Origin of the sequence: Pseudoxanthomonas sp. USHLN014 (genome assembly GCF_037153335.1) — a bacterium.
In the GTDB taxonomy this organism is placed as follows: domain Bacteria; phylum Pseudomonadota; class Gammaproteobacteria; order Xanthomonadales; family Xanthomonadaceae; genus Pseudoxanthomonas_A; species Pseudoxanthomonas_A winnipegensis.
Genome location: NZ_JBBCKO010000003.1, coordinates 292,955 through 315,664, shown reverse-complemented (window position 1 = coordinate 315,664; position 22,710 = coordinate 292,955). Strand labels below are relative to the sequence as shown.

23 protein-coding genes are annotated in these 22,710 nt (G+C 68.2%); 13 read left to right on the top strand and 10 right to left on the bottom strand.

Going from position 1 to position 22,710, the window contains the following annotated elements:
• Positions 1 to 163: 163 nt before the first annotated feature.
• The 5 genes from WFQ05_RS08340 to WFQ05_RS08320 are packed head-to-tail and all read right to left on the bottom strand — an operon-like array spanning position 164 to position 5,504.
• Positions 164 to 1,150, bottom strand: a complete 987-nt coding sequence (locus WFQ05_RS08340) for a MoxR family ATPase (protein WP_337053431.1) — start codon at positions 1,148 to 1,150, stop codon at positions 164 to 166.
• Entirely contained in the window at positions 1,147 to 2,307 is a 1,161-nt protein-coding gene (locus tag WFQ05_RS08335) for a DUF4350 domain-containing protein (protein WP_337053430.1), read from the bottom strand. The genes WFQ05_RS08340 and WFQ05_RS08335 overlap by 4 nt, the downstream gene beginning before the upstream one ends.
• Positions 2,304 to 3,818, bottom strand: a complete 1,515-nt coding sequence (locus tag WFQ05_RS08330; RefSeq protein ID WP_337053429.1) for a DUF4129 domain-containing protein — start codon at positions 3,816 to 3,818, stop codon at positions 2,304 to 2,306. The genes WFQ05_RS08335 and WFQ05_RS08330 overlap by 4 nt, the downstream gene beginning before the upstream one ends.
• Positions 3,808 to 4,809: a stage II sporulation protein M gene (locus tag WFQ05_RS08325; protein ID WP_337053428.1), complete on the bottom strand. Its 1,002-nt coding sequence runs from the start codon at positions 4,807 to 4,809 to the stop codon at positions 3,808 to 3,810. Before WFQ05_RS08325 ends, WFQ05_RS08330 begins: the two co-directional genes overlap by 11 nt.
• Positions 4,806 to 5,504, bottom strand: a complete 699-nt coding sequence (locus tag WFQ05_RS08320; RefSeq protein WP_337053568.1) for an RDD family protein — start codon at positions 5,502 to 5,504, stop codon at positions 4,806 to 4,808. The genes WFQ05_RS08325 and WFQ05_RS08320 overlap by 4 nt, the downstream gene beginning before the upstream one ends.
• 152 nt (positions 5,505 to 5,656) lie before the next feature.
• Here WFQ05_RS08320 and WFQ05_RS08315 point away from each other — a divergent pair, with 152 nt between their 5' ends.
• Positions 5,657 to 5,923, top strand: coding sequence for a YkgJ family cysteine cluster protein (locus WFQ05_RS08315; protein ID WP_337053427.1), 267 nt, complete (start codon positions 5,657 to 5,659; stop codon positions 5,921 to 5,923).
• Between the two features lie 2 nt (positions 5,924 to 5,925).
• On the opposite strand, the gene WFQ05_RS08310 is transcribed toward WFQ05_RS08315, so the two are convergent.
• Both WFQ05_RS08310 and WFQ05_RS08305 read right to left on the bottom strand, forming a co-directional pair.
• Positions 5,926 to 6,819, bottom strand: coding sequence for a DUF2167 domain-containing protein (locus WFQ05_RS08310; RefSeq protein ID WP_337053426.1), 894 nt, complete (start codon positions 6,817 to 6,819; stop codon positions 5,926 to 5,928).
• Between the two features lie 82 nt (positions 6,820 to 6,901).
• Positions 6,902 to 7,444 carry a gamma carbonic anhydrase family protein gene (locus WFQ05_RS08305; RefSeq protein WP_337053424.1) on the bottom strand — a complete coding sequence of 181 codons (543 nt, stop codon included), beginning with the start codon at positions 7,442 to 7,444 and terminating at the stop codon, positions 6,902 to 6,904.
• A 75-nt stretch (positions 7,445 to 7,519) separates the two neighbouring features.
• Here WFQ05_RS08305 and xth point away from each other — a divergent pair, with 75 nt between their 5' ends.
• Positions 7,520 to 8,287, top strand: coding sequence for an exodeoxyribonuclease III (gene xth / locus WFQ05_RS08300; protein ID WP_337053423.1), 768 nt, complete (start codon positions 7,520 to 7,522; stop codon positions 8,285 to 8,287).
• Between the two features lie 99 nt (positions 8,288 to 8,386).
• On the opposite strand, the gene WFQ05_RS08295 is transcribed toward xth, so the two are convergent.
• On the bottom strand, positions 8,387 to 8,638 hold the full coding sequence (locus WFQ05_RS08295) for a GlsB/YeaQ/YmgE family stress response membrane protein (protein ID WP_130521611.1): 252 nt from the start codon (positions 8,636 to 8,638) through the stop codon (positions 8,387 to 8,389).
• A gap of 212 nt (positions 8,639 to 8,850) precedes the next feature.
• Here WFQ05_RS08295 and WFQ05_RS08290 point away from each other — a divergent pair, with 212 nt between their 5' ends.
• Genes WFQ05_RS08290 through WFQ05_RS08275 form a run of 4 tightly spaced genes read left to right on the top strand, consistent with a single transcriptional unit; the run spans position 8,851 to position 11,903 of the window.
• The gene (locus WFQ05_RS08290) at positions 8,851 to 9,498 is read left to right on the top strand and encodes a 4'-phosphopantetheinyl transferase superfamily protein (protein ID WP_130521609.1); all 648 of its coding nucleotides are present in this window, start codon (positions 8,851 to 8,853) and stop codon (positions 9,496 to 9,498) included.
• 11 nt (positions 9,499 to 9,509) lie between these two features.
• Positions 9,510 to 10,148 (top strand): 16S rRNA (guanine(527)-N(7))-methyltransferase RsmG, encoded by a 639-nt coding sequence (rsmG, locus tag WFQ05_RS08285; protein ID WP_337053421.1) that lies wholly within the window; start codon positions 9,510 to 9,512, stop codon positions 10,146 to 10,148.
• 55 nt (positions 10,149 to 10,203) lie between these two features.
• Positions 10,204 to 11,004, top strand: coding sequence for an AAA family ATPase (locus WFQ05_RS08280; protein WP_337053419.1), 801 nt, complete (start codon positions 10,204 to 10,206; stop codon positions 11,002 to 11,004).
• Positions 11,004 to 11,903: a ParB/RepB/Spo0J family partition protein gene (locus WFQ05_RS08275; RefSeq protein ID WP_130521603.1), complete on the top strand. Its 900-nt coding sequence runs from the start codon at positions 11,004 to 11,006 to the stop codon at positions 11,901 to 11,903. Before WFQ05_RS08280 ends, WFQ05_RS08275 begins: the two co-directional genes overlap by 1 nt.
• 333 nt (positions 11,904 to 12,236) lie before the next feature.
• On the opposite strand, the gene WFQ05_RS08270 is transcribed toward WFQ05_RS08275, so the two are convergent.
• Complete coding sequence (locus WFQ05_RS08270) at positions 12,237 to 13,736, bottom strand: serine hydrolase (protein ID WP_337053418.1); 1,500 nt, start codon at positions 13,734 to 13,736, stop codon at positions 12,237 to 12,239.
• A gap of 160 nt (positions 13,737 to 13,896) precedes the next feature.
• On the opposite strand from WFQ05_RS08270, the gene WFQ05_RS08265 reads away from it, so the two are divergent.
• The 7 genes from WFQ05_RS08265 (at position 13,897) to WFQ05_RS08235 (ending at position 20,613) form a co-directional block, all read left to right on the top strand.
• Positions 13,897 to 14,307: a GntR family transcriptional regulator gene (locus WFQ05_RS08265; RefSeq protein ID WP_205953642.1), complete on the top strand. Its 411-nt coding sequence runs from the start codon at positions 13,897 to 13,899 to the stop codon at positions 14,305 to 14,307.
• Entirely contained in the window at positions 14,307 to 15,248 is a 942-nt protein-coding gene (locus WFQ05_RS08260; RefSeq protein WP_337053416.1) for an ATP-binding cassette domain-containing protein, read from the top strand. Before WFQ05_RS08265 ends, WFQ05_RS08260 begins: the two co-directional genes overlap by 1 nt.
• Positions 15,249 to 15,269: 21 nt before the next feature.
• On the top strand, positions 15,270 to 17,084 hold the full coding sequence (locus tag WFQ05_RS08255) for a hypothetical protein (protein ID WP_337053415.1): 1,815 nt from the start codon (positions 15,270 to 15,272) through the stop codon (positions 17,082 to 17,084).
• A 190-nt stretch (positions 17,085 to 17,274) separates the two neighbouring features.
• Positions 17,275 to 17,898 carry a GntR family transcriptional regulator gene (locus tag WFQ05_RS08250; protein WP_337053414.1) on the top strand — a complete coding sequence of 208 codons (624 nt, stop codon included), beginning with the start codon at positions 17,275 to 17,277 and terminating at the stop codon, positions 17,896 to 17,898.
• A gap of 89 nt (positions 17,899 to 17,987) precedes the next feature.
• Positions 17,988 to 18,155, top strand: a complete 168-nt coding sequence (locus tag WFQ05_RS08245; protein WP_337053413.1) for a benenodin family lasso peptide — start codon at positions 17,988 to 17,990, stop codon at positions 18,153 to 18,155.
• Between the two features lie 47 nt (positions 18,156 to 18,202).
• Complete coding sequence (locus WFQ05_RS08240) at positions 18,203 to 18,877, top strand: lasso peptide biosynthesis B2 protein (RefSeq protein ID WP_337053411.1); 675 nt, start codon at positions 18,203 to 18,205, stop codon at positions 18,875 to 18,877.
• Positions 18,877 to 20,613, top strand: coding sequence for an asparagine synthase-related protein (locus WFQ05_RS08235; RefSeq protein WP_337053409.1), 1,737 nt, complete (start codon positions 18,877 to 18,879; stop codon positions 20,611 to 20,613). The genes WFQ05_RS08240 and WFQ05_RS08235 overlap by 1 nt, the downstream gene beginning before the upstream one ends.
• Here the strand turns inward: WFQ05_RS08235 and WFQ05_RS08230 are convergent.
• A complete protein-coding gene (locus tag WFQ05_RS08230; RefSeq protein WP_337053408.1) occupies positions 20,610 to 22,709 on the bottom strand; it encodes an Atxe2 family lasso peptide isopeptidase in 2,100 nt (699 codons plus the stop codon). The genes WFQ05_RS08235 and WFQ05_RS08230 overlap by 4 nt on opposite strands.
• Position 22,710 lies beyond the last annotated feature (1 nt).

The window sequence follows — 22,710 nt, the reverse complement described above, 5'->3', positions numbered from 1 at the left end:
AGCCCCTCGCCGCCATGGCGGCTCCCCCCTGTAGAGCGGAGCTTGCTCCGCTGGCGCTCTCCCGATGAACCAGCCGAAACGCAGCGGAGCAAGCTCCGCTCTACAAGGAGGCGGCGAGGTGAGTGGGACAGACAGGTGCTCCCACGATGGTGCGAGGTCACCCTCACTTGCGCGGCGCCTCGACCTTGGCGAGCAGCGCGGTCAGCACGTCGTCGGGCGACTGGCCTTCGATCTGCAGTTCCGGCGCCAGCGCGATGCGATGGCGCAGCGCCGGCAGCGCGACCTCGCGCACGTCGTCGGGAATCACGAAGTCGCGCCCGCCCAGCACCGCCTGCGCGCGCGCCGCGCGTACCAGGGCGATGCTGCCGCGCGGCCCGGCGCCCAGCGCGATGCCCGGCCAGCTGCGCGTGGCGGCGGCCAGGCGCACGGCGTAGTCGATCACCTGCGCGTCCACCTGCACCTGCGCGGTGGCGCGCTGCAGCGCGACCACATCGCTGGCAGAGGCCACGCAGCGCACCTGGCTCAGGTCGAAGTCGGCGGCGGTGCGGCCGGTGGTGATCGCATCGACCATGCGCTTCTCGTCCTCCAGCGCGGGGTAGTCGATCAGCACCTTCAGCAGGAAGCGGTCCAGCTGCGCCTCGGGCAGCGGATAGGTGCCCTCCTGTTCGACCGGGTTCTGCGTGGCCAGGGTGAGGAAGGGCGGCGCCAGCGGGAAGGACTGGCCCTCGATGGTCACCTGCCCTTCCTGCATCGCCTCCAGCAGCGCCGACTGGGTCTTGGCCGGTGCGCGGTTGATCTCGTCGGCCAGCAGCAGGTGGGTGAACACCGGTCCGCGGCGGATCTCGAAGCGCTGCGTGCCCGGGTCGAACACCGCATGGCCCGACACGTCGCTGGGCATCAGGTCCGGGGTGAACTGCACCCGCGCGAAATCCAGCGACAGCGCCTGCGAGAGCGCGCGCACCAGCAGGGTCTTGCCCAGGCCCGGCACGCCTTCGATCAGCACATGGCCGCCGGCCAGCAGCGCGATCAGGATCTGGTCCAGCGGCTGCGGCTGGCCGATGAAGGCCCGCGCCACCTCGGCGCGCACGGCGGCCACGCGTTCGGCGATGCCGTCGAAGGCCGGCGGCGCGGCCTGGGGAAACTCGCTCATAGTCGTTGCCTCATGAACATCAGCAGGGAAATGCGGTCGGCGAACTCGCGGCGCTCGCGGTCCGTGGGCGATTGCAGGGCACGAACCACGCGCGCGACCGGCAGGTCGAAGCGGCGCGCCAGCGCGTCGGCCTGGGCCGCGCCGGTCAGCGCGGCGGCCACCGGATCGCGGCGCCGCAGCCGGGTGAGAAAGGCCTTGCGCGCGGCGGCATGCAGCAGCACGCCGCGCCGATAGCGATAGAGGTGCTCGCCGCTGGCGCGCACGTGTTCGAGCAGCGAGCGGCGCGCGGGCGCCGGCGGCGGCAGCAGCGGCCCGAAGCGCTGCGCCCGCAGCGTCATCCAGGCCAGCAGCGCCAGCAGCAGCGGCGCCCACACCGGCCAGCCGCGCTCGAGCACGGTGCGCCACAGCGAGGGCATCCGCGTGGCGTAGACCAGGTGCATGGTGCCGTGGCCGTAGTTGGGCGCCAGCACCTGCCGCGCCAGCGCCTGATGCGTGGGCGCGCGCAGGCCGCTGCCATCGTCGCCACGCCGCGCCGGCCCGCCGTTCTGCAGGAAGTCCACGTCGGCCAGCACGTCCACATAGCCCTGGCCGCGCGCCAGGCGCGCGTAGACATAGCCGTCGCGCAGGTTGCCCCAGGCCTGCACCGGCTGTACGCCCTGGAAGCTGAAGCGCCGCGCGCCGCAGAACTCCACATGCGGCGGCTGTCCCCGCACCTGGAAGGGCGCGCAGTCGCCGACCGCCATCGGCGTCAGCCGCAGCGCCTCCAGCAACGGCATCGATTCGTGCAGCCCGAAGGCCGGGCCCGGCGGCGTGCGCACCACCAGGTGGCCGCCGCGCGCCACCCAGTCCAGCAGTGCACTCGCGCGCGCGGCATCGAGATAGCGCGGGTCGTCCAGCAGCACCAGCGTGTCGCGCCGGCCCAGCCGGGCGATCTCCAGATCGAAGCGCGGCCGCGCATCGACGCTCACCCCATCGGCGCGCAGCGCCTGCTTGAGGACGTAGAGCGGATTCCACGCCGCCTCGCCGGCCGGCGGCAGGTCGACCCGGTAGGCCACCCGTTCGTAGGTGTGCACGAACCACGCCACCAGCACGAACAGCACCGTGCCGCTGGCGAGCGCGATCAGGCCCGGCTTGGCGCCGCGCGTGCTCTGGCTCATGCCGGCCACCGGTAGCGCGTCTGCAGGGCGCCGACTAGCGTCTCGAACTCTTCGGCCTGCGGCAGGCGCTGCGCATAGGCCGCGTACTGCCACACGCGCACCATGCGCGCGAACAGGCCGCGGTCGGCCTCCTCGGGCTGGCGCTGCGCCACGCGCAGGCACTGCACCTCGGTCGCGCCCGGCGGCAGCACCACGCCGGCACGCTCGGCCATCGCCTCGACACTGGCGCGATACAGCAGGGCCAGCGCATGGCGCGGCTGTCCCTGCGCCCACAGCCGGCGCGCGCTGGCGGCGATGTCCGGCGGCAGGACCTGCGGCAGCTCGACCACGCCGGTGGTGACGGGCGCCGGCACCGGCCGCGGCGTGCGCACCCCGCGCATCCAGGGCCACCAGTGGCGCGCGCTGGCGAGCAGGAACACCAGCAGCAGCCCGAGCACGATCCACAGCCCCCACTCGCCGATGAAGGCCAGCACGCGCTGCAAGCGTTCCAGCCAGCTCATGTCCAGCTTGGGCGGCTCGGCGATTTCGGGCGGCCGGCGGCGCTGCCAGGTGTGGTCGGTGCGGTGACGATCGATCAGTGGGTCGCGATAGGCCTGCACCACCGCGCGGCGGAAGCGCGCATCGTCCACGCGCTGGCCTTCGAACACCTGCTCCACACCGGGCGGTGGCGGCGCCTCGCTGGCCGGCGCCGGCTGCTGCGCGCGCAGCGGCGCCACCCCGACCAGCGCCAGCAGCAGCACCAGCGGCGCGGCTGCGGCCAGCAGGCGCTGGCGCAGCCGGCGGAAGGCGATCTCCACGTCCCAGGCCTCGATCTGCGTGCGCCGGTTGAGGTACAGGCCGAAGCCGGCGCCGACGAAGAACGGCTCCACCGCGCCGATCGCGATCCAGAAGAACGCGTTGAACCCCAGCTGCGCCCACAGCGGCGGATCGGACAGCATCGCCAGCCCGGCGCGCGCGGCCTGCGGCAGATAGTCGATCGGCACGAACACGGCCACCATCGCCACGCAGGCCAAAGTCAGCGCCAGCTGGAACCCCAGGAACACCAGCGTCAGCACCAGCGCGTTGCCGTAGAGCGTGGCGCCCAGCACGCGGCGACGCGCACGCAGGCGTGCGCCGTGTTCGCCTTCCAGCGTCTCGATCGGCAGGAACAGGCTGCGCGCGCCGCTGAAGCGCCGCCAGGTCAGATAGCCCAGCATCGGCCGCCAGCCCCAGCGCAGCTGCGCGGCCAGGGTCTGGCGCATGGTCGGCACCTGCCCGAACACGCCGCGCGAGATGACATACAGCGGCACGCGGTCGAACAGCGGCTTGATCCACCACAGCACCAGGCAGGAGGCCAGCGGCGAGGACAGCGCCCACGCGCCGGCGTTGACCAGGGCGAACACCGGCAGCGCCAGCCACAGCCACGGCTTCCAGATCGCGCCCGCGTGCCGGCGCACCAGCGCGGTGCCCAGCTCGACCGCCTCCCAGGGCGAGCGCGCGCGCAGCTCGACGGTGAGCTGCTCAGCGCGCATCGCAATCCCGCTCCGCGCCGCCGCGGCCACCGCGCCACAGCCACACGATGACCCCGGTCCACAGCACCGCGGCCACCGCGTACTTCACCGGATGCGGAATGCTGGCCACCGAGGACCAGAACGCCTCGATGAAGGCCGCCACCAGCAGCATGAAGGCCACGCCCAGGCACAGCCGCGCGCCGATCGCGCCAGCCTGCACCAGGGCCTGCCCGCGCGTGCGCCGGCCCGGCGCCAGCCAGCTCAAGCCCAGCTGCAGGCCGGCGCCGCCGGCGATCACCAGGGCGGTCAGCTCGAACGCGCCGTGCCCGCATACGAAGCTCCACAGCGGCCCGCCCGAGCCGATGCGCGTGAGATGACCGAACAGCGCGCCGATGGTCAGCCCGTTGCCCACCAGCACCACCAGGCTGCTCACGCCCACCACCAGCCCGCTGGCGAAGGTCTGCAGGCCGATGCCGATGTTGTTGCGGATATAGACGCCGAACATCATCCAGTCGCTGCCGCTGTCGCGGCCGATGCGCGGGTTGGACGGGTCGTACATGCGCTCCATCGCCGCCACCATCCGCGGGTCCATCAGCGCATGGATCAGCTCGGGCCGGAACTGCAGCAGCACGGTCATGCCCACCAGCGGCACGGCGAACAGCGCCAGCGCCACCCACATGCAGCGCGCCTGGCTGCGCACCAGCCGCGGGAAGCCGGCCATCAGGAACTCCAACGCCGTGCGCCAGCGCAGCGGCGGGGTGCGGTAGAGCACCTGGTGACCCTGTTCCATCAGCGTCTGCAGGCGGCCGGTGACCTGCGCGCTGTAGCCGCGCCGGCGCGCCAGCGACAGCTGCTGGGCGATGCGCCGGTAGCGCTGCGGCATGGCCTCGTCGCCCAGCGCGCCGGTGTTGCGCGTGTCGTGCGCCCGGCGCGCCTCGGCGCGCGTGCGCAGCCAGTCCTCCAGCTCCTGCCATTCGCGCTGGTGGCGCGCGACGAACTGCTCCTGCCTCATCGCCGCCCCAGCAGCCAGTTGGCCATGCCGAACAGGCGCAGCACGCCGGCCGGGCCGCGCGCGCCGGTGAGCGGTTCGAGCAGATCGGCCAGTTCGACCTGGCGCTCGGGCGTGAGCTGCGGCGCGCGTTCGCCGAAGGCGACGATGGCGGCCTGCTCGGCCGGACGCAGCGTGGCGCGTGGCACCACCACCGCGTTGACCGGTGCCGAGGCCGGCGGTTCGGCGTGCTCGGCATGGATGACCAGGGTGCCGGCGGCCAGGTCGCCCAGCCGGCGCGCGGACGGATCGATCAGGCTCACCACCAGCCCGGCGGCGTAGCCGAAGGGCAGCATGTCCACCACGCGCAGCAGGTTGCGGGTGATCGCGGCCGGCCAGCCGATCGGCGCACCGTTGGCCAGCACCACGCGCAGGCGCATCGCGCGCTTGCCCAGCGTCTGCCCGTGCCACAGCGCCTCGAGCACGATCATGTAGCCCCATTGCAGCAGGAAGGCGGCGACCAGGCTCAGGCCATCGCCGAACTTGCCCAGCAGGCTCAGCACCATGGTGGCGGCGAACATCATCCCCACGCGCACCACCAGGTCTACGCCCCAGGCCACCGCGCGCGGCACCGGCCCGGCCGCGGGCAGCTGCAGCGCCACGCCCTCGGGCGTGACCACCTCGCGCACCGTATCGAGCGCCACCGCCGGCGCGGCCACCTGCGCGATGGCCGTCATCGAATGTCCCGTTGAAGCACCCGCGCCTGCCTGTCCATGCCTGCCATCATCCCTGCCCCGGCCAGACTGTAGCGAGCGCCGCGCGACTTGCCCACCCTGCCGGTCGGCCTGCCCGGAAGGCCTACACTGCGCCGATGTCCACCTCCGTCCCCTGCCGCAGCGGCTGCGCGGCCTGCTGCATCGCGCCGTCGATCAGCTCGCCGATCCCCGGCATGCCGCAGGGCAAGCCGGCCGGCGTGCCCTGCGTGCAGCTGGACGAAGCGCTGCGCTGCCGGCTCTTCGGCCGGCCCGAGCGCCCGGCCGTCTGCGCCAGCCTGCGCCCGCAGCCGTCGATGTGCGGCGCCTCACGTGGCGAGGCGATGACCTTCCTCACCGCGCTGGAAGCGGCCACGCGGCCCTGAGCTCAGCGCACCGTCGCCGAGGCCTTGGCCTTGCGCGAGGCGAAGAACTTCCTCACCGCCGCGGCCGCCGCGACCACGCCCAGGAACAGCAGCTTGCCGAACTTGGCCAGGACCAGGCCCAGCTTGGCCAGCAGGCCGGTCTTGGCCGCCAGGCCGCCGCCGATCAGCGCGGCCACACCATAAGCGGCGACCTTGTCGGTGGACGGGTTGTGGTCGGCATAGCGCGCGCCGGTGTCGAACTCGGTCATCGGCAGCAGCTGCTGCATGCCGGCCTGCACCTTCGGCAGCTCGTCCATCGCCGAGACCGCGTTGAGGCTCAGGTAGCCATGGCGCCCGAGCACGCGGATGTCGTAGTTGAGCGTATGGCTGGGTTGGCCGTTGAAGGCCAGCTCCTTGGCCCAGTACAGCTTCTTGGCTCCGGCGTCGTAGCGCGGCGGCACCGCCCAGCCCACCAGGTCGACGCGGCCATAGCCGGCCTTCTCGCGCTCGGCGTTGGCCTCGCGCGTGCCCTCCTGCATGTTCTTGAGCAGCTCGTCGTAGTTGATCTTGGACGCATCGGCGTCGGAGACGTACCCCTCGTCGTCGTAGGTCACCACCACCGCCCAGCTGTCCTGCTCGTCCAGCCCCGGATGGGTGGGCACCACCATGCCCAGCACGGTGTCGTCCTGCGGATTGCCCCACAGCTGCTCGAGCACCTTGCGAGCGTCGGCCTTGTCCAGATAGCGGAACTGCGTGCCCAGGTTGAAGTGCGCGTGGGCCGGGCCGACCTCGATCTGGCCACTGCGGAAGTGCAGGCTGTCGATCAGCTGCTGGGCCTGTTGCCCGTCCTCGGCCAGCACCGGCAGGGCCAGTCCCATCAGGCACGCGACCGCCAGGCCGCGAAGCGTCGTCCGCATCGTCTTTCCCCTTCGTCCATGTGGGCATCCCCATGCCCGGGGCGCCGAGTGTCGCCCGAGTCACCGCTGGCTGACAACCCGGTCAGCCGTTGTCCTGCCCCAGGTACTGGTCCTTCAGCCGCACGTAGTGCTGGGCCGAATACAGCAGGCCTTCGATGTCCTTGTCCGACAGCTGCCGCACCGGGCGCGCCGGATTGCCGACCCACAGTTCGCCGCTGCCAACCCGCTTGCCCGGGCCGATCACCGCGCCGGCGCCGATGAAGGCGTGATGCTCGACGATCGCGCCATCGAGCACGCACGCGCCCATGCCGATCAGGCAGGCATCGCCGATGGTGCAGGCGTGGATGATGGTGCCGTGGCCGACGGTGACGTCCTCGCCGATCAGGGTCGGATAGCCGCCCTTGTTGTACGGGCTGTGGTGGCTGACGTGGACGATGGTGCCGTCCTGCACGTTGGTGCGCGCGCCGATGCGCACGTGGTTGACGTCGCCGCGGATCACCGTGCCCGGCCAGACCGACACATCGTCGCCCAGCTCGACATCGCCGATCACCGTGCACGCCGGGTCGACGTACACGCGCTGCCCCAGCACGGGGCGCTTGTCCAAGAAGGGGCGCAGGTTGCTCATCGGCGCAGTGTAACGGTCGGCTCCCGCGGCGGGCCTGGGTTAGGCTGTGCCGCCCTCGCCGCCGCGCCGTCGCCCATGAAGATCGCCAGCTGGAACGTCAACTCGCTCAACGTGCGCCTGCCGCACCTGGAACAATGGCTGGCCGAGTTCGGGCCGGATGTGGTCGGCATCCAGGAAACCAAGCTGGAGGACCACAAGTTCCCCGATGCGGCGCTGGCCGCGGCCGGCTACCGCAGCGTGTTCGCCGGGCAGAAGACCTACAACGGTGTGGCGCTGCTGGCGCGCGGGGCGATCGAGGACGTGCAGATCGGGATCCCCGGCTTCGAGGACGAGCAGAAGCGCGTGATCGCCGGCACCATCGGGGGCGTGCGCGTGATCAATCTGTACGTGGTTAACGGACAGGACGTGGGCACCGACAAGTACGGCTACAAGCTGCGCTGGCTGGAGGCGGTACGCGAATGGATCAAGGCCGAGCTGGCCGTGCATCCGCAGCTGGTGGTGCTGGGCGACTTCAACATCGCCCCCGACGCGCGCGATGTGCACGATCCGGAGGTCTGGAACGAGACCCACATCCTCACCTCGGCCGCCGAGCGCGAGGGGCTGCAGGCGCTGCTCGGCCTCGGGCTGCACGACGCCTTCCGCCTGCACAGCGAGGAGGCCGGCGTCTTCAGCTGGTGGGACTACCGGATGGCCGCATTCCGCCGCAACCTGGGGTTGCGCATCGACCTGACCCTGGTTTCCGACGCGCTCAAGCCGCGCGTGACCGCCGCCGGCATCGACCGCGCCCCGCGCAAGTTAGAGCGCCCCAGCGACCATGCCCCGGCGTGGGTGGAAATCGCCTGACCGGCGCCATGGCTACACAGCGCCCAAGAAAAAACCCGGGCAGGGCCCGGGTCTTCTCGCTTCCTGGCTGGCGCGCGTTGCGCGCCAACCCAGCTGCGCTTAGCGCACGCTCTTGCGGGTGAACAGGTTCACGATCGCAAGCAGGATCACCGCGCCGAGCAGCGACCACAGGAAGGTGCCGACGGTGATGGCCTGGTTGATGCTGCCGCCGCCCAGGAAACCGGCGATGGCGGCACCGACGATGCCGACGACGATGTTCAGGATGATGCCCTGCTGGGCGTCACGACGCATGATGATGCTGGCGAGCCAGCCAACGACGCCGCCCACAATCAGCCAAATGATGATGCCCATGATGCTCTCCTCGATTCGTAGGGTGAAAAGCCCCGTCGCGGGGGTGGGACGATTTGGCGGCCGCAGGCGTGAAACCGTCGTATACGAAGGACGCATCGCACGCGCCAAACCCCTTGAAAATCAGGGTCGCGCGGGTCGCTGCGTGCGGCGGCCTTCACAAACGCAGGGCTGGTTCTCCGACGAATTTCCATCGCGCGGCCTGTCGCATGCACATGGCTGAACCGAGCGAAACGTTCTTCGCGCAGCACCGTATCGGGCCGCTGCAGGTGTGGTGGACCTCGCATCCTGCGCGCGGTTCGGGCGAGCCGGTCGCGCGTCCGCTGCTGGCGGCGTGGTTCGACACCGCGCCCGAGGCGCTGCCACTGCAACGCGATCCGCGCGGGCGCCCGCGGCTGGAAGGCGCGCTGGCCGCGCACGATGTGGGCTGGAGCCACAGCGGCGACGCGCTGCTGCTGGCGACAGGGCCGCAGGTGCAGCTGGGCGTGGACGTCGAGCGCCTGCGTCCGCGTCCACGCGCGCTGGAGCTGGCCGAGCGCTTCTTCGCCCCTGCCGAGACGCAGGCCCTGCGCGCGCTACCAGAGCACGAGCGCACTGATGCGTTCCTGCGCCTGTGGTGCGCCAAGGAGGCGCTGCTGAAGGCGCACGGGCATGGCATCTCGTTCGGGCTGGAGCGACTGACGTTCGCGCCCGTCGGCGGCCTGGACGCGCTGGACGCCGCGCCGCTGCAGCTGGTCGCCTGCGATCCGCGCCTGGGCGCGCCCTCGGACTGGACCCTGCACCAGTGGCAGCCGCATCCGCACTACCTGGCGGCGGTGGCCTGGCGCGCGGCGCCGGACGGCGCGGCCCCGGGCCTGCGATAAAATCGCCGGCGATGACCCACGATTCCCTCCCCGCCGGCCTGGACGCGCCGCTGCGCGACGGGCTGGCCGAACTCAGCCTGTCCACCGCGCTGGCCTCGCCGCTGCTGGCCTATCTGGCCCTGCTGGTGCGCTGGAACGGCACCTACAACCTCACCGCCGTGCGCGACCCGCGGCAGATGGTCACCCGCCACCTGCTCGATTCGCTGGCGATGCACCGTTTCGTCTCCGAGGGCACGCTGGCCGACCTGGGCACCGGCCCCGGCCTGCCCGGCATCCCGCTGGCCATCGCCCATCCGCGCCTACAGGTGACCCTGGTGGAGAGCAATGGCAAGAAGGCGCGCTTCCTGCGCGAAGCCGTGCGCCAGCTGGGGCTGACCAACGCCAGCGTGGCCGAGAGCCGCGCCGAGGCGCTGGATCGCCCGAGCGCGTTCGATCGCCTCACCGCCCGCGCGCTGGACACGCTGGCCGGCATCGTCGAGGTCGGCGGCCACCTGCTCAAGCCCGATGGCCTGCTGCTGGCGATGAAGGGCGTGATGCCGCATGCCGAGATCGCCGCCCTGCCCGCCGGCTGGCGGCTGGTGGAGGCCACGCCGCTGACCGTGCCCGGCCAGGACGGCGAGCGTCACCTGGTCACGGTGGGACGCGCCTGACCGAAACCCGCATAATCCCCCGTTCCTTTCCCATTCCCCCAGGACACGCCCTCGCATGGCCCGCATCGTCGCCATCGCCAACCAGAAGGGTGGCGTGGGCAAGACCACCACCGCCGTGAACCTCGCCGCCGGCCTGGCCCGCACGCCGCAGCGCGTGCTGCTGGTGGATTTGGATGCCCAGGGCAACGCGACCATGGGCAGCGGCGTGGACAAGCGCCAGATCGAGGCCTCGGCCTTCGAGGTGCTGCTGCGCGAATGCGAGGCGCGCGCGGCGATCGTGCGCACGGCCGAGGACTTCGACCTGCTGCCGGCCAACATCGACCTGACCGCCGCCGAGATCCAGCTGATGGACCAGCCCGAGCGCGAGCAGCGCCTGAAGTCGGCGCTGGAGCCGCTGCGCGCCGACTACGACTGGATCCTGATCGACTGCCCGCCGGCATTGTCGCTGATGACGCTCAACGCCCTGACCGCCGCCGATGCGGTGCTGGTGCCGATGCAGTGCGAGTACTACGCGCTGGAAGGCCTGTCGGCACTGATGGACACCATCAGCGCCATCCGCGGCCGGCTCAATCCGAAGCTCGAGATCGAAGGCGTGCTGCGCACCATGTTCGACGTACGCAACAACCTGGCCAACGCGGTCTCGGCCGAACTCACCGAACACTTCGGCGACAAGGTGTTCCGCACCATCGTGCCGCGCAACGTGCGCGTGGCCGAGGCGCCCAGCCACGGCCAGAGCATCGTCGGCTACGATCGGACCTCGCGCGGTGGCGTGGCGTATCTTGGCCTGGCCGGTGAACTGATCCGTCGCCAGCAGGAGCGCACGCGTGCTCCGCTTCCCCCCATGGAGACCTATTGATGTCCGCCGCCCCGAAGAAGCGCGGCCTGGGCCGCGGCCTGGAAGCGCTGCTCGGCCCCAAGGCCGCCGAGACCGCACCGGCCGAGGCCCAGCCTGGCGAAGTCCTGCGCAACGTGCCCGTGGGGCAGCTGCAGCCGGGCCGCTACCAGCCGCGCATGGCGATGGACCCGGCCAAGCTGGACGAGCTGGCCGACTCGATCAAGGCCCAGGGCGTGATCCAGCCCATCGTCGTGCGCCAGCAGGACGATGGCCGCTACGAGATCGTCGCCGGCGAGCGCCGCTGGCGCGCCTCGCAGCAGGCCGGCCTGGCCGAAGTGCCGGTGGTGGTGCGCGAGCTGGACGATCGCACCGTCATCGCCATGGCGCTGATCGAGAACATCCAGCGCGAGGACCTCAATCCGCTGGAAGAGGCGCAGTCGCTGCAGCGGCTGATCAACGAATTCTCACTGACCCACGGCCAGGCCGCCGAGGCCGTCGGCCGTTCGCGCGCGGCGGTGTCCAACCTGCTGCGCCTGCTGGAGCTGCCGCCGGCGATCCGCGCGCTGCTCGAGGCGCGCCGGCTGGAGATGGGCCACGCCCGCGCGCTGCTCACCCTGTCGCCGGAGCTGGCCAGCAAGCTGGCCGCCGAAGCCGCCGACGAAGGCTGGTCGGTGCGCGAGGTCGAACACCGCGCCTCGCAGTTCGCCGCCGGCCGCGTGCCGGTCAGCGGCAAGAAGAAGCCGGCCCGGGCCGTGCCGCAGGCGGATATCGCGTCCCTGCAGAACGAGCTGTCCGAGACGCTGGGCACGACCGTGGCCATCGCGCACGGCCGCAACGGCCGCGGCAAGCTGGTGATCCACTACACCGATCTGGACACGCTGGAAGGCGTGCTGGAGCGGTTGCGGGGCAAGCGCGACTAAGCCGCACAGGAACGGCAGCGCCGAAAGCACCGCCTTCATGCCGTCATTCCCGCGAAAGCGGGAATCCATGGACGTTGCGCTCGTCGCTTTTGCTGCTGCGGTTGAAGGCGTGAGTGCAGGCAATGGGTGACCACCGCAGCTGCGAGCTCCCGTCGGAGCTTGCCTGGATCACGAACTGCAGTCAGAGCCCGAGCACCCCTGCAAACCGTTGTTCCCGCGCAGGCGCGAACCCAGCGCCTCGATCCTTCCCTGCGGAAGTCCCTGGGTTCCCGCCTTCGCGGGAATGACGGTGCGATGTACCAGGATGTTGGAGTGATGGCGCGGTCCGGCCGCTCACTCCCCCTGCAGCTGCGCAAGACGCTGGCGCAGGCGCCTGGACTCGGGCTTGAGCGCGATCATCTTCTGCAGCTGTTCGATGGCCGCCTGGCGGTTTCCCGTTTCGCGATAGACATCGACCAGACTATCCAAGGCGTCCAGCGACTTGGGATGGATGCGGGCGTTGAACGCCAGCACGGCCACGGCCTTGTCCGCCGCCTTGCGCTTGAGCAGTTCGCCGGCGACCTGTTCCAGCGGCTGACCCGGGAAGTCGTAGCGCTGCGGGACCGCCTTCCACTGCTGATCGAGCCAGCGCGTGATCTGTGCCGCATCCAGGCTGTCGGCCTGCTTGTACAGGTCCCAGTGCACCGACATGCGCAGCATCGGACGCGGCTTGCCCGCCAGGATGGCTTCCACGGCGTCGCGCGCCGCCTCGACACTGTCGTCCTGCGCATTGTTGGTCAGCAACACGATCTGGATGCCCTGCTCGGGCAACAGGGTCAGATCCGATTTGAAGCCCCGCCAATCGCCGCCATGGGTGACCATGCGACGGCCGAGCGCGGAGTCCACCAGTTTGAAGCCGAAGCCGTATGGCACCTTGCTGCCATCGGACAGCGTGGCCGGCGTCGTGGCCAGCGCCCAGTTGGCCTTGGAGATCGCCCGGCCCTGCTGGAGCGCGTCGGCCCACAGTTGCAGATCATGCGTGGTGGAGTAGATGCCGCCGGGGCCGACGGGATAGAAGTTCGGAATCTGGTCGAACGGCTTGCGGCTGCCGTCCGGGCGGACGATGAAGCCCCATGCGCGCGGCTGGATCAGCGCATCGTTGTCCGGCAGGCGCACGCGCGTGTGCGTCATGCCCAACGGCTTGAAGAACTCCCGCTGCAGGTACTCGGCGTAGTCCATGCCCGAGACGCGGCCAACGATCTGCGCAAGCAGGATGTAGCCGGTGTTGCTGTACTCGAAGGCCGAACCGGGCGCGAACAGCGGCGGCGCCTTGTGCTGCACCAGCAGCGCGACCGCCTCGTCGCCGCGCATCGCCGTGGTGACCTCGCCCCGCTTGAGGAGCTGCGTGTACAGCGGGAAGACATCGGGCACGCCCGAGGTGTGGGTGAGCAGCTGGCGCAGCGTGATGTCGGCATAGGGCAGCTGCGGCAGGTACTTGGCGGCCGGGTCGTCCAGGGCCAGCTGGCCCCGCTCGGCCAGGCGCAGCACGGCCGCGGCCGCGAACTGCTTGCTGACCGAGCCGATGTCGAAGGCATCCTCCACCGTCAGCGCGACCTGCGCGCTGGCGTCGGCCTCTCCCAGGGCGCCCTGGTAGACGACCTTGCCGTGCTGCGTGACCAGGAAGCTGCCATTGCAGACCCTCACGGCATGGCAGTTCTCGAAATAGCGCGCGACCTCGGCGGACCGAGCGGGCCCCGCGTCGGGCACGCGCGCGAACACGGGCAGGACCGCACAGGACAGTGCGACAACGGCCAGGCGCGGCATGCGCTGAGCCAGCTTGCGTAGAGCAGCCATCGGAGTTTCCTCTGCTTGTCTGTACTACTACAATTAGTACAGATGGGATAAAAAAAGACGCCTGCCGATGCAGGCGCCGTGGCGATCGGCCAACCGTGCTGGACAGCCGTCGAAGGCAACTGTACTATTTGTATTAGTACACATCAACAGGAGCGACGACGTGGCCCGTACCGCAGCGCTGATGATCCAGATCGCCACCGGCGATCCACGCCCCATCGTGCGGCAGATCACCGATGCGGTCCGTATGCGGATCGCGACCGGAGAGCTGGCCCATGGGCAGCAGCTGCCCAGCGTGCGCGGGCTGGCGCAGCAGCTGACGATCAATCCCAACACCGTGGCCAAGGCCTATGCCGAGCTGGTGTCCGAAGGCTGGCTCGATTCGCGGCAGGGCATGGGCTTCTACGTCGCGCCGCCGCGGCAACGGCTCTCCGATGCCGAGCGCGAGCGCCGGCTGGATGAAGCGGTCGCCACGTTCGTCAACGACGTCGTCCCGCTCGGACTGCCGGCCAAGACCGTGCAGCAGCGCATCGCCGACGCGTTCGAGCGCGCGCTTCCGCGCAAGCGTGCGTGATGGAGACTTCCGATACGTTCGGCGCCATGGACGGCGCGCATGATCTGGCGATCGAGACCGTGCGGCTGAGCAAGCGCTACGGCGACAAGTTTGCGCTGGACGGGCTGGATCTGCGCATCCAGCGTGGGCAGATCCACGCCATGGTGGGCGCCAACGGCGCGGGCAAGTCCACGCTGTTCCGCATCCTGCTGGGCTTCCTCTCGCCCAGCGGCGGACAGGCGCGCATCCTGGGCCGCGACAGCCAGCGGCTGACGCCCGGCGACCGCGCCCGCATCGGCTTCGTCAACGAAGAACACACGCTGCCGGGGTGGATGCGGGTCGAGGAGATCACCGCGATGCAGCGCCGCCAGTATCCGCAGTGGCGGCAGCCGATCTTCGATGAGGTCATCGGCCACTACCGGCTGCTGCCCACGCAGAAGATCGCCCAGCTCTCGCGCGGTGAACGCGCCGGCTTCAACCTGGCCCTGAGCCTGGCGCAGTGTCCGGAACTGCTGATCCTGGACGAGCCCACCCTGGGACTGGACGTGGTCGCCAAGCGCGCCTTCCTCGAATCGCTGCTGCACACCAACGTCATGGAAGACCGCACGGTGATCTATTGCTCGCACCAGATGGAAGAGATCGAGCGCGTCGCCGACAACCTCATTCTGCTCGAGGATGGCAGGCTCAGGCATATGTCGGCGCCGGAAGGCTTCTGCGAGCGGGTCACCTACTGGATCGCGGATATCCCGTTCAAGGGTCCGCCGCACGAGACGATTCCCGGCCTGATGGAAGCGCGCCGGCTCGACGGCCTGCATCACTACCTGGTGCTGGATCAGGACGAGACCTTCGCCGACTTCCTGCGCGCCGCGGGCGCCCGCTCGATCGACGCCATGCCGGTCAGCCTGGACCGCGCGGTCAACGCCTTCCTGTCGATGCGCCACGCGGCCCCGCCCGTCCACTGACGCCAGTCCTGGAGACACACCATGTGGAGCCTGTTCAAGGTCGAATGCGTGCGCTTCCGCACCTGGGCCGTCATCGCCGCGCTCGTGCACCTGTGCGCGCTCGGCTTCGGCACCCGCCTGATGGATCTGGCGCAGCAGACTCTGCCCATCCATCGCGCCATCGGCGGCGTCTATGCGCTGGCCGGCGCGCTGCTGGGGCTGTATCAGATTGGCGGCTATCGCCGCGGCAGTCACTGGGTCACGCTGCTGCATCGCCCGGTGCCGCCGACGCGCATCGCGCTCACGCTATGCGGCGCGGCTGGCGTGGTCCTGCTGGTCGCGGTGCTGCTGCCCACATTGCTGCTTGCCGCCTGGCAGCAGGGCACGACCGCGCGCGTGGTCGATCTGCGCCATTGGCTGCTGCCCGGCGTCGCATGGCTGAGCGCGATGGCGGGCTATCTGGCGGGGGCCTTCTGGGCTTTGCGCGGGCCGCGGACCGCGCTGGCGGCCGTGGCGCTGCTGGCCTGGCTCGCGTTCGCCGATGCGACCGGGATCGCGATGCTGGCGGTCGAGCTGCTGGTCGCCGCCTGGCTGCTCGCCTTGGTGCTGTGCGCCTTCAGGCCCGATGTCGAGGCCACGCCGCGTGGCCCGTGGGCGAGCGCGCTGCTGGCGCTTCCACTGAGCGCGGGCGCATATCTGGTCGTGCTGTTGATGCTGTTCGGCGCGGAGTTCCTGTGGATCGCGCAGGGCTCGCATCCCCTCAACACCGCCGTGCCGCCGCCCGGCGGCCACACGGAGGCGGAGAAGATGGAGCCGCGCGCGCGCATGCTCAGGGCGCTGCACGACGCGCGGCCTGCCGATCTGGAGCGGCTGCAGGCTGCGGCCGAGGCGGGCAAGCCGCAGGGCCTGACCGTTCGATTCCGGCAGCTGCCCCAGCGCAACGCATTGAGCAACCTCACATCCCTGCAGTTCGACGATCCGGAGCGCCACGTCCGCTGGACCTTCAGCCATGACCGGATGCGCCTGCAGGGCGAGAACCTGCTGAGCGGACACGCCGCCGGCACACTGGGCATAGGACCGCAGCGCGAGGCGTTTCCGTACGTCGCCGTGCCGATCGGTCACCTGCCCGGCCTCCCTGATGACGACACGGCGCTGCTTGCCGGCGACACCTTGTACCGTTACGACAGCGCCGACCAGACCATCACGCGCTGGCTCGGTGTGCCCAACGAGGAAAGCATCGCAGGCGTAGGCCGCATCAATGGGCGATGGGCCCTGATGAGCGACAAGGCGCTGTACTTCTACCGTGCTGATGCGGCCCTGGCTGAGGCGGCTTCGCCGAAACTCCTGACGCGCATCGCGTTACCTACTCCAACCGCACGGCTGAGCAGCCTCGACATGATCGCCCTGAGCGACGGCGTCCTGGTCTGCCTGGTGGACTCGGAACTGGCGCATGCCGAGGACGGCACACGACCCGCCCTGCTCCTGCTGCGCGGCTTCGATGACGGGCGCCCCCCGGTGCTGCACTCCACGCCCCTGTCCTTCGACTACCCCGCCCTGCACCGCTACCGAAGCTGGTGGCCCTCGCCGGCGCTGCACGCTGCGCTGGAGCAGGCGCGCGCCGTGTTCGCGCCCACTTCGCCATTGTCCGCTGCGACGCCCGCGCCCCTGCCCATGTCGATCATGGCGTTCGCAGGGTGCCTCTTGTTGGCTTCCGCCGCGTGCGCCGCCTACTACGCGCATCGCGAAGGTCTTGCAGGACGAGTCCGCCTCGCCTGGATCGTGTTCTGCGGATTCGTCGGTCTGCCGGGGCTGGCCGCCATGATGCTGATGAGGCCGCGCTCGCGCCCCAGCATCTGAAGCCCGTCTCTCAGCGCCGAAGCGCGCGCCAGGGCTGCACCGGCAGCGTCTTGCGGTCACGCAGATACCCATGGTCGCTGGCAACGAAATTCACCACATTCAAATCGCATTGACTCGCTCCAAATTTCCGGCGCGATGCGTGTACGATCGGGCGCGGGGAGGCGGCGCGACACGGACGGGGACACGCAGGATGGATCCAGTACGGTCCAAGACGGCACTGCTGTACAGCACGGTCAGACGCGCCCTGCAGTCGGGGCGCTATGTCCCTGGCGAACGCATCGACCCGGCATCGCTCGCCCACGAGTTTCATATGAGCCCGACACCCGTGCGATGCGCGCTGTATCGTCTCGCGGGCGAAGGCGTGATCGTCGACCACCCCCGTCATGGCTTCCAGGTGCCGCTGCCCACCGAACTGAGCCTGCGCGACCTGTACGGCTGGATGGAGCAGCTACTGGTCATGGCCTGCACCTCGCCAGCGCGCAAGGCGTCGGAGCACGCCAGTGCGCGGGCCGCAGTCGGCGACGATGTGCCGAAACGGACGTGGAAGCTGTTCGATGCGATCGCGCGAAGCAGCGGACAGTGGTCGCTGCATGAAGCCGTGCGCCGCACCAACGACCGGCTGGCGCCGATCCGCCGCGCCACGCTGGAGTTGATGATCGACATGCCGGAGGAGCTGGATCGACTCCAGCAGCTCTTCGTCGCCCATGACCTCCAGCGCCTGGAACAGGCGCTGCGCGACTATCACGCCCATCGCAAGCAACTGGTCCCGCAGATCGTCGCCCTGCTGGCCGAACGCCGCGACCGCCTGCACTGAGCGGTCCAAAAGAATTCTTCGAGTACAAAACAGAAATTACTTGAGAACACACCATCGCCATTCCAGGCTGGCCCTGTCATGGAATCGCCATGACACAACCCAAGGAGACAGCGATGGACAACAACGAGAAGGCACGCGACACCGCGTCCGCGGACATCATCGAGCTGGGCGTGGCCAGTGTGGAGACTAGGGGCGGCGGCACGCTCGACGGCGAGATCCTGGGCAATATGCCGGGCGATGGCATCTCGGAAGGCTGATGCAAGAGGGCGCGCCGCGTGGCGCGCCCTCCTTCCCGGAGGTTCTCATGAAACGACTGAAGCAGAGTCAGGACGTCTCTTACTGCCACTACGACGACCGACTGATCTTCCTGGACACGTCAAAGGACCGCTATTTCCAGATTAGTCAGTCTCTGGAGAGACACTTTCTGGAATTTGTCGCATCAGGTGAAACGGATGCGGCCTCTCTAATTCGCCTCACGGAGCTCGAGATCCTTGTGTGCGGCGATACCGGAACACCGAATCCAACGCGACTTCCTCGACCGGCGCGAAGTGCGCTTGAACAGCGCGAGGCAGGAACCCAGCTCACCGCACGTGTCACACGCGACGTGTTCACTTCATTGATTGCCATGCAGTGGCGCTTGAAACACTGGCGGCTCAAGGAAGTGCTAGCGCTACTGGCATACCGCGAGAATGAGGAAGCCGTCACGTCGGAGCAAGAGTCGATACTCCAAACACACGAGGCCATCGCGGCATCCATTGCTTTCCAACGTGTCCGCCCCTTTGTCCCGGTCGCACCATGCTGCCTGGTCGACTCACTTGCACTGGCGGCGTTCATGACGAAACGGGGGATTCGAACCCACCTTGTCTTTGCGGTGGCATGTGATCCGTTCTCCGCGCATGCCTGGACGCAATACGACGACGTGGTGCTGAACGATACCACTGGGAACGTCTTGAACTACGTGCCGATTCGGGTGATCTGATGAGCCCGGGATACCTCGCGCTCGTTGACGGAACACCGGCAGCGGAAGCAACGATGCGCCAGGATGCAATCAGTCTCCTGCATGAGCTTGGATTTGTAAGACGCTTTCGCATCGGCAGTGTCGCGCTTTACCTCATGCGGGGAACAGAGGCGCTCGCCTTACCGCTTGGCACTCACCTTGTGGGCGAGCTCTATACATCGAGTGGATGCCGCGTTCGCGAGAGCAAGGGATTCCAGCGCTTTACCACTCAGCGCCAACTGCGCGAACATCTTCTTGAGAGCTTCTGGGGCGAGTACGTGCTTTTCCAGCCAAACGAGGAAAAGCAGAACATGGCCACTTTCATCACACGCGATCCTTCCGGCGCCCTGTCGTGCGCCTACTCGTATGACGAGGGCTTCATCACGTCCGACATCTCTCTCGTGTCTCGGCTCGGTTTGGCCCAGGCAGGCGTGGACTGGGATTTCATCGAGCATTTTCTGAGTTACTCCCACACTAAGATCGCTCGATCCGGCGTTGCAGGCGTAAGCGAGCTCTTGCCGGGATGCATGCTTGAGATCGCCCCCCGACGGAGCAGTACCAGTTCCGTCTGGACGCCATGGCGCTTCGTTCAGGAAACAGAGCTGCAGCGCGACATCGATACCGCCTCGCACTTTGTGCGAAAGGCTGTTTCCACCGTCGTGACGGCGATGGCGACCACAGATCAATCCCTGTTGCTACAGCTTTCTGGTGGCCTCGACTCTTCCATCGTCGCCGCCTGCCTGGGAGACACCGATGCATGCGTACGCACGTGTACCGTCGTCGCCCCGCTACCTGGGGGCGACGAACGACCCTATGCCGAGCGGGTCAGCTCTCGCGTGGGTATTCCGCTGTTGCATGCAAACCTCGACCTCTCGGAACCGGCGATCCAGTTCAAGATCCCTGCCCGCTCGCTGCGCCCTGCGGTCTCGCCATTGTCGCGGGCTGCAGCACGCGCCATGGAGCCCTTCGTCAATGCGGAACGCGTCAACGCGGTCTACTCCGGCGGCGGGGGAGACACGGTCTTCTGCTATCTCAGGACTGCGTCTCCCGCCACCGATGCGCTTCGCCGCGCTGGGTGGGCAGAAGCATGGAACAGCGTGCTCAATCTCACCAAGCTCCATCGATGCACAGCGGCCAAGGCAACCTGGCTGGCTTTTCGTAAGCTCGTCGACACCCCTCACCTCGACCCATCTGCGGATAGGTCTCTTTTGCGCGCGTCACGGCAACCTCCACTCGGGCGGCATCCGTGGGTGCCCAAGGATGATGGAACGCTTCCTGGCAACTGTGAACGCATAGTCGACCTGGCGGGCACCCAGATGTTTCGTGAGGTCACACTTCGGGAGGATGACAAGCGGGTGCGCATGCCGTTGCTTTCTCAGCCCGTGATGGAAGCCTGCTTGCGTGTTCCTAGCTGGCTTTGGATTAGAGGCGGCTTGGACCGCGCCGTCGCCCGTGCCGCGTTCGCCGATGCACTACCGCCCGAGATCATCCAGAGACGGAGCAAAGGGAATCTCATGGGCTTCAATGCGGCATTGTTTCAACGGCACAAGACCACAATGCGGCGGTTCTTGCTGGATGGCTGCCTCAGCGCACGAGGGATCGTCGATGCTGACCATCTGAACGCCTATCTGTCCCGAACTGCTCAACCAAGAGATCGCTCTTTCCTGCGTATCTTCGACCTTTGCATGACCGAGAACTGGGTCAGACAACGCAGCTAGTTGATCGGCTGCTTGCTCCGCATTCGTTTGGTGGCGTTTCCTTCTGTGCCGACGCTCCCGCGGAGCTCCCTCCAGCGTTCGTACTGCTGGGCCTTGATGGGATTAGAGTCCTCATGAGACTGCAGCCAAAATCTGAACCAATCCACGTTTCGCTCATAGACGGCCAACTTGTGCATGGGCTGGAACTTCTGGTGAGGCTCGTCCGGGAACACATACATGTCGGCTCTTCTCGCCTCATGCAGAGGGCCTGCGTAATCCATCGCGAACAGATATTCTTGCTCTGATAACTGAAGGAGCAGTGGCACGCGCAGCTTGTCGAGATGAAACTCAGGTGCCAGCATCCTCCAGCGACGTGGTGTGTCGCTCAAGCCCTTCAAACCCCAGTTCTTCGTGAGCGTCTGGTCCACAAGTAAGCCTGCAAATGAAGTGAGCAGGTAGTAAGTCGAAGACAGCGAAGGTGTGCTGACAGAGATCGCCGACAGCAGGTTGGAGTGCATCGCCGTCCACATTGTCACCTCACTTCCGAAGCTGAGCCCGCTCATGCCCACACGTGACGCGTCGATCTCACCCGAGTTCGATAGCATATCCACCGCGCCAGCGACCGCCACACGCGCTGCGTCGTAGCGATGTTCCGCCGTTCGCACATAGGGCGCCTGATTGATGCAAAGGGCTGCGATGCCTTGCTCTGCGAGGCTGAAAAAGGGCAGTTCGTCGCCCACCCCGCCGCGCACGAAACCGGTGCATTGATAGTAATTGACCACCAGCGGCACTCGCTCTCCGTCCGGCCGCCGCGCCGGATAATACTGGCCTGTAAACATCTGGCCATCGCTTCCGGTCCAGCGCAGGAGTTTGACCTGGGGTTCGCTTGCCAAGCGCGCAGCGAGTTCGGCGTTGGGATCGAAGAGGATGTGGCGCGCGCCCGTACTCAGGCTGATTCTTTCCAGCCGGGGAGGCTGGTTGGCATCTGCGGTAACGCAGATCATGACTTCGGCCGCGACATCGCACGCGCTGTCGCGGGCTCTACCGCCGTTCACCAACCCCTGTGTGTAGACGATGGGACGCACGACGTTCTGTTGGATATCCCAGCCAAAAATCGACTGTGCGCCTCCTTGAGCTGGGTCTGTGACCGTGAACAGCAGCTCATGATGGCCGGGGCGCCAGACTAGCGCCGAGATCTGGCGACCGACGCAAAGTGGCACAGAGCAGGAGAGGGGTTTGCCGTGCGGACCTCGAGCGGTCAGGGTGACATCAGGTTTCTGCGTGAGGTCGCGCTGCTGCCCTACCCGCGTCAGCCGCGCTGTCCAGCCCTCGTCCGAGTCCGCCTGCTTCCAGACTCCTTCAGGCGTTGGGCCCCCACCGCCGGCACCTTCAACTAGGCTCGGCGTCTCCGGCGGCGGAACGTTCGCGGCGGGTGGACGTCCGCTCGAGAGATCTAATGTCTTCCAGCGATCCGGCGTCGCTGCAAGCAGGCGGCCACGAGCCAGAGTTCCTTTGAGAAAACGTTGGCTCGCCGGCATCCCGTCGATCCGGCCAGAGCGGAACAGTCCTTGGCCCAGCGGCACACTAGGGTCGATATGGATGCCACGATCGTATTCGGCCTGCTCGGCTTCGCTCACCTCCAGCCGACTTGCGCCCACTGCGTACTCAAGCCGCTGGCCACCATCCACTAGCCGAAAAGCGCGCACGTCCGAAGGATCGCGTGTCAATGGCGCGACTTCCCTGCCGTCGACCGAGGCGCGCCAGACATCGATACGCCCATCGACCATCGCGCGGTAGTAGATCCATTGTCCGTCCGGCGACCAAGTCGCAACCGCAGGCAAGCTGACACCCGCGACGTCACGCAGCACGAAGCCGCCGTCCGAAAGTCGTCTGGGGAGCGCGTCCGGGCTATCTACCCGTTGCACGTACCAGGAACTGGTATAGGTATTGCGTTCAATAGACGCTTGTTCGGTGCGGAACGCAACGAGTTTGCCGTCTGGAGAAAGCGTAGGAGCACTGAAGTCAACGACTTCCAGGAGCGCGCGAGGGCTCACCGCCTGCACCGGCAATGTCCAATGCAGCCCCAGCACGAAGAGAAGTGTCCGCCAGGTATTCATT

Coding starts and splice junctions, on each gene's coding strand:
- WFQ05_RS08340 (WP_337053431.1), bottom strand. CDS start 1,150: ATGAGCGAGTTTCCCCAGGCCGCGCCGCCGGCCTTCGACGGCATCGCC.
- WFQ05_RS08335 (WP_337053430.1), bottom strand. CDS start 2,307: ATGAGCCAGAGCACGCGCGGCGCCAAGCCGGGCCTGATCGCGCTCGCC.
- WFQ05_RS08330 (WP_337053429.1), bottom strand. CDS start 3,818: ATGCGCGCTGAGCAGCTCACCGTCGAGCTGCGCGCGCGCTCGCCCTGG.
- WFQ05_RS08325 (WP_337053428.1), bottom strand. CDS start 4,809: ATGAGGCAGGAGCAGTTCGTCGCGCGCCACCAGCGCGAATGGCAGGAG.
- WFQ05_RS08315 (WP_337053427.1), top strand. CDS start 5,657: ATGTCCACCTCCGTCCCCTGCCGCAGCGGCTGCGCGGCCTGCTGCATC.
- WFQ05_RS08310 (WP_337053426.1), bottom strand. CDS start 6,819: ATGCGGACGACGCTTCGCGGCCTGGCGGTCGCGTGCCTGATGGGACTG.
- WFQ05_RS08305 (WP_337053424.1), bottom strand. CDS start 7,444: ATGAGCAACCTGCGCCCCTTCTTGGACAAGCGCCCCGTGCTGGGGCAG.
- xth (WP_337053423.1), top strand. CDS start 7,520: ATGAAGATCGCCAGCTGGAACGTCAACTCGCTCAACGTGCGCCTGCCG.
- WFQ05_RS08295 (WP_130521611.1), bottom strand. CDS start 8,638: ATGGGCATCATCATTTGGCTGATTGTGGGCGGCGTCGTTGGCTGGCTC.
- WFQ05_RS08290 (WP_130521609.1), top strand. CDS start 8,851: ATGGCTGAACCGAGCGAAACGTTCTTCGCGCAGCACCGTATCGGGCCG.
- rsmG (WP_337053421.1), top strand. CDS start 9,510: ATGACCCACGATTCCCTCCCCGCCGGCCTGGACGCGCCGCTGCGCGAC.
- WFQ05_RS08280 (WP_337053419.1), top strand. CDS start 10,204: ATGGCCCGCATCGTCGCCATCGCCAACCAGAAGGGTGGCGTGGGCAAG.
- WFQ05_RS08275 (WP_130521603.1), top strand. CDS start 11,004: ATGTCCGCCGCCCCGAAGAAGCGCGGCCTGGGCCGCGGCCTGGAAGCG.
- WFQ05_RS08270 (WP_337053418.1), bottom strand. CDS start 13,736: ATGGCTGCTCTACGCAAGCTGGCTCAGCGCATGCCGCGCCTGGCCGTT.
- WFQ05_RS08260 (WP_337053416.1), top strand. CDS start 14,307: ATGGAGACTTCCGATACGTTCGGCGCCATGGACGGCGCGCATGATCTG.
- WFQ05_RS08255 (WP_337053415.1), top strand. CDS start 15,270: ATGTGGAGCCTGTTCAAGGTCGAATGCGTGCGCTTCCGCACCTGGGCC.
- WFQ05_RS08250 (WP_337053414.1), top strand. CDS start 17,275: ATGGATCCAGTACGGTCCAAGACGGCACTGCTGTACAGCACGGTCAGA.
- WFQ05_RS08245 (WP_337053413.1), top strand. CDS start 17,988: ATGACACAACCCAAGGAGACAGCGATGGACAACAACGAGAAGGCACGC.
- WFQ05_RS08240 (WP_337053411.1), top strand. CDS start 18,203: ATGAAACGACTGAAGCAGAGTCAGGACGTCTCTTACTGCCACTACGAC.
- WFQ05_RS08235 (WP_337053409.1), top strand. CDS start 18,877: ATGAGCCCGGGATACCTCGCGCTCGTTGACGGAACACCGGCAGCGGAA.
- WFQ05_RS08230 (WP_337053408.1), bottom strand. CDS start 22,709: ATGAATACCTGGCGGACACTTCTCTTCGTGCTGGGGCTGCATTGGACA.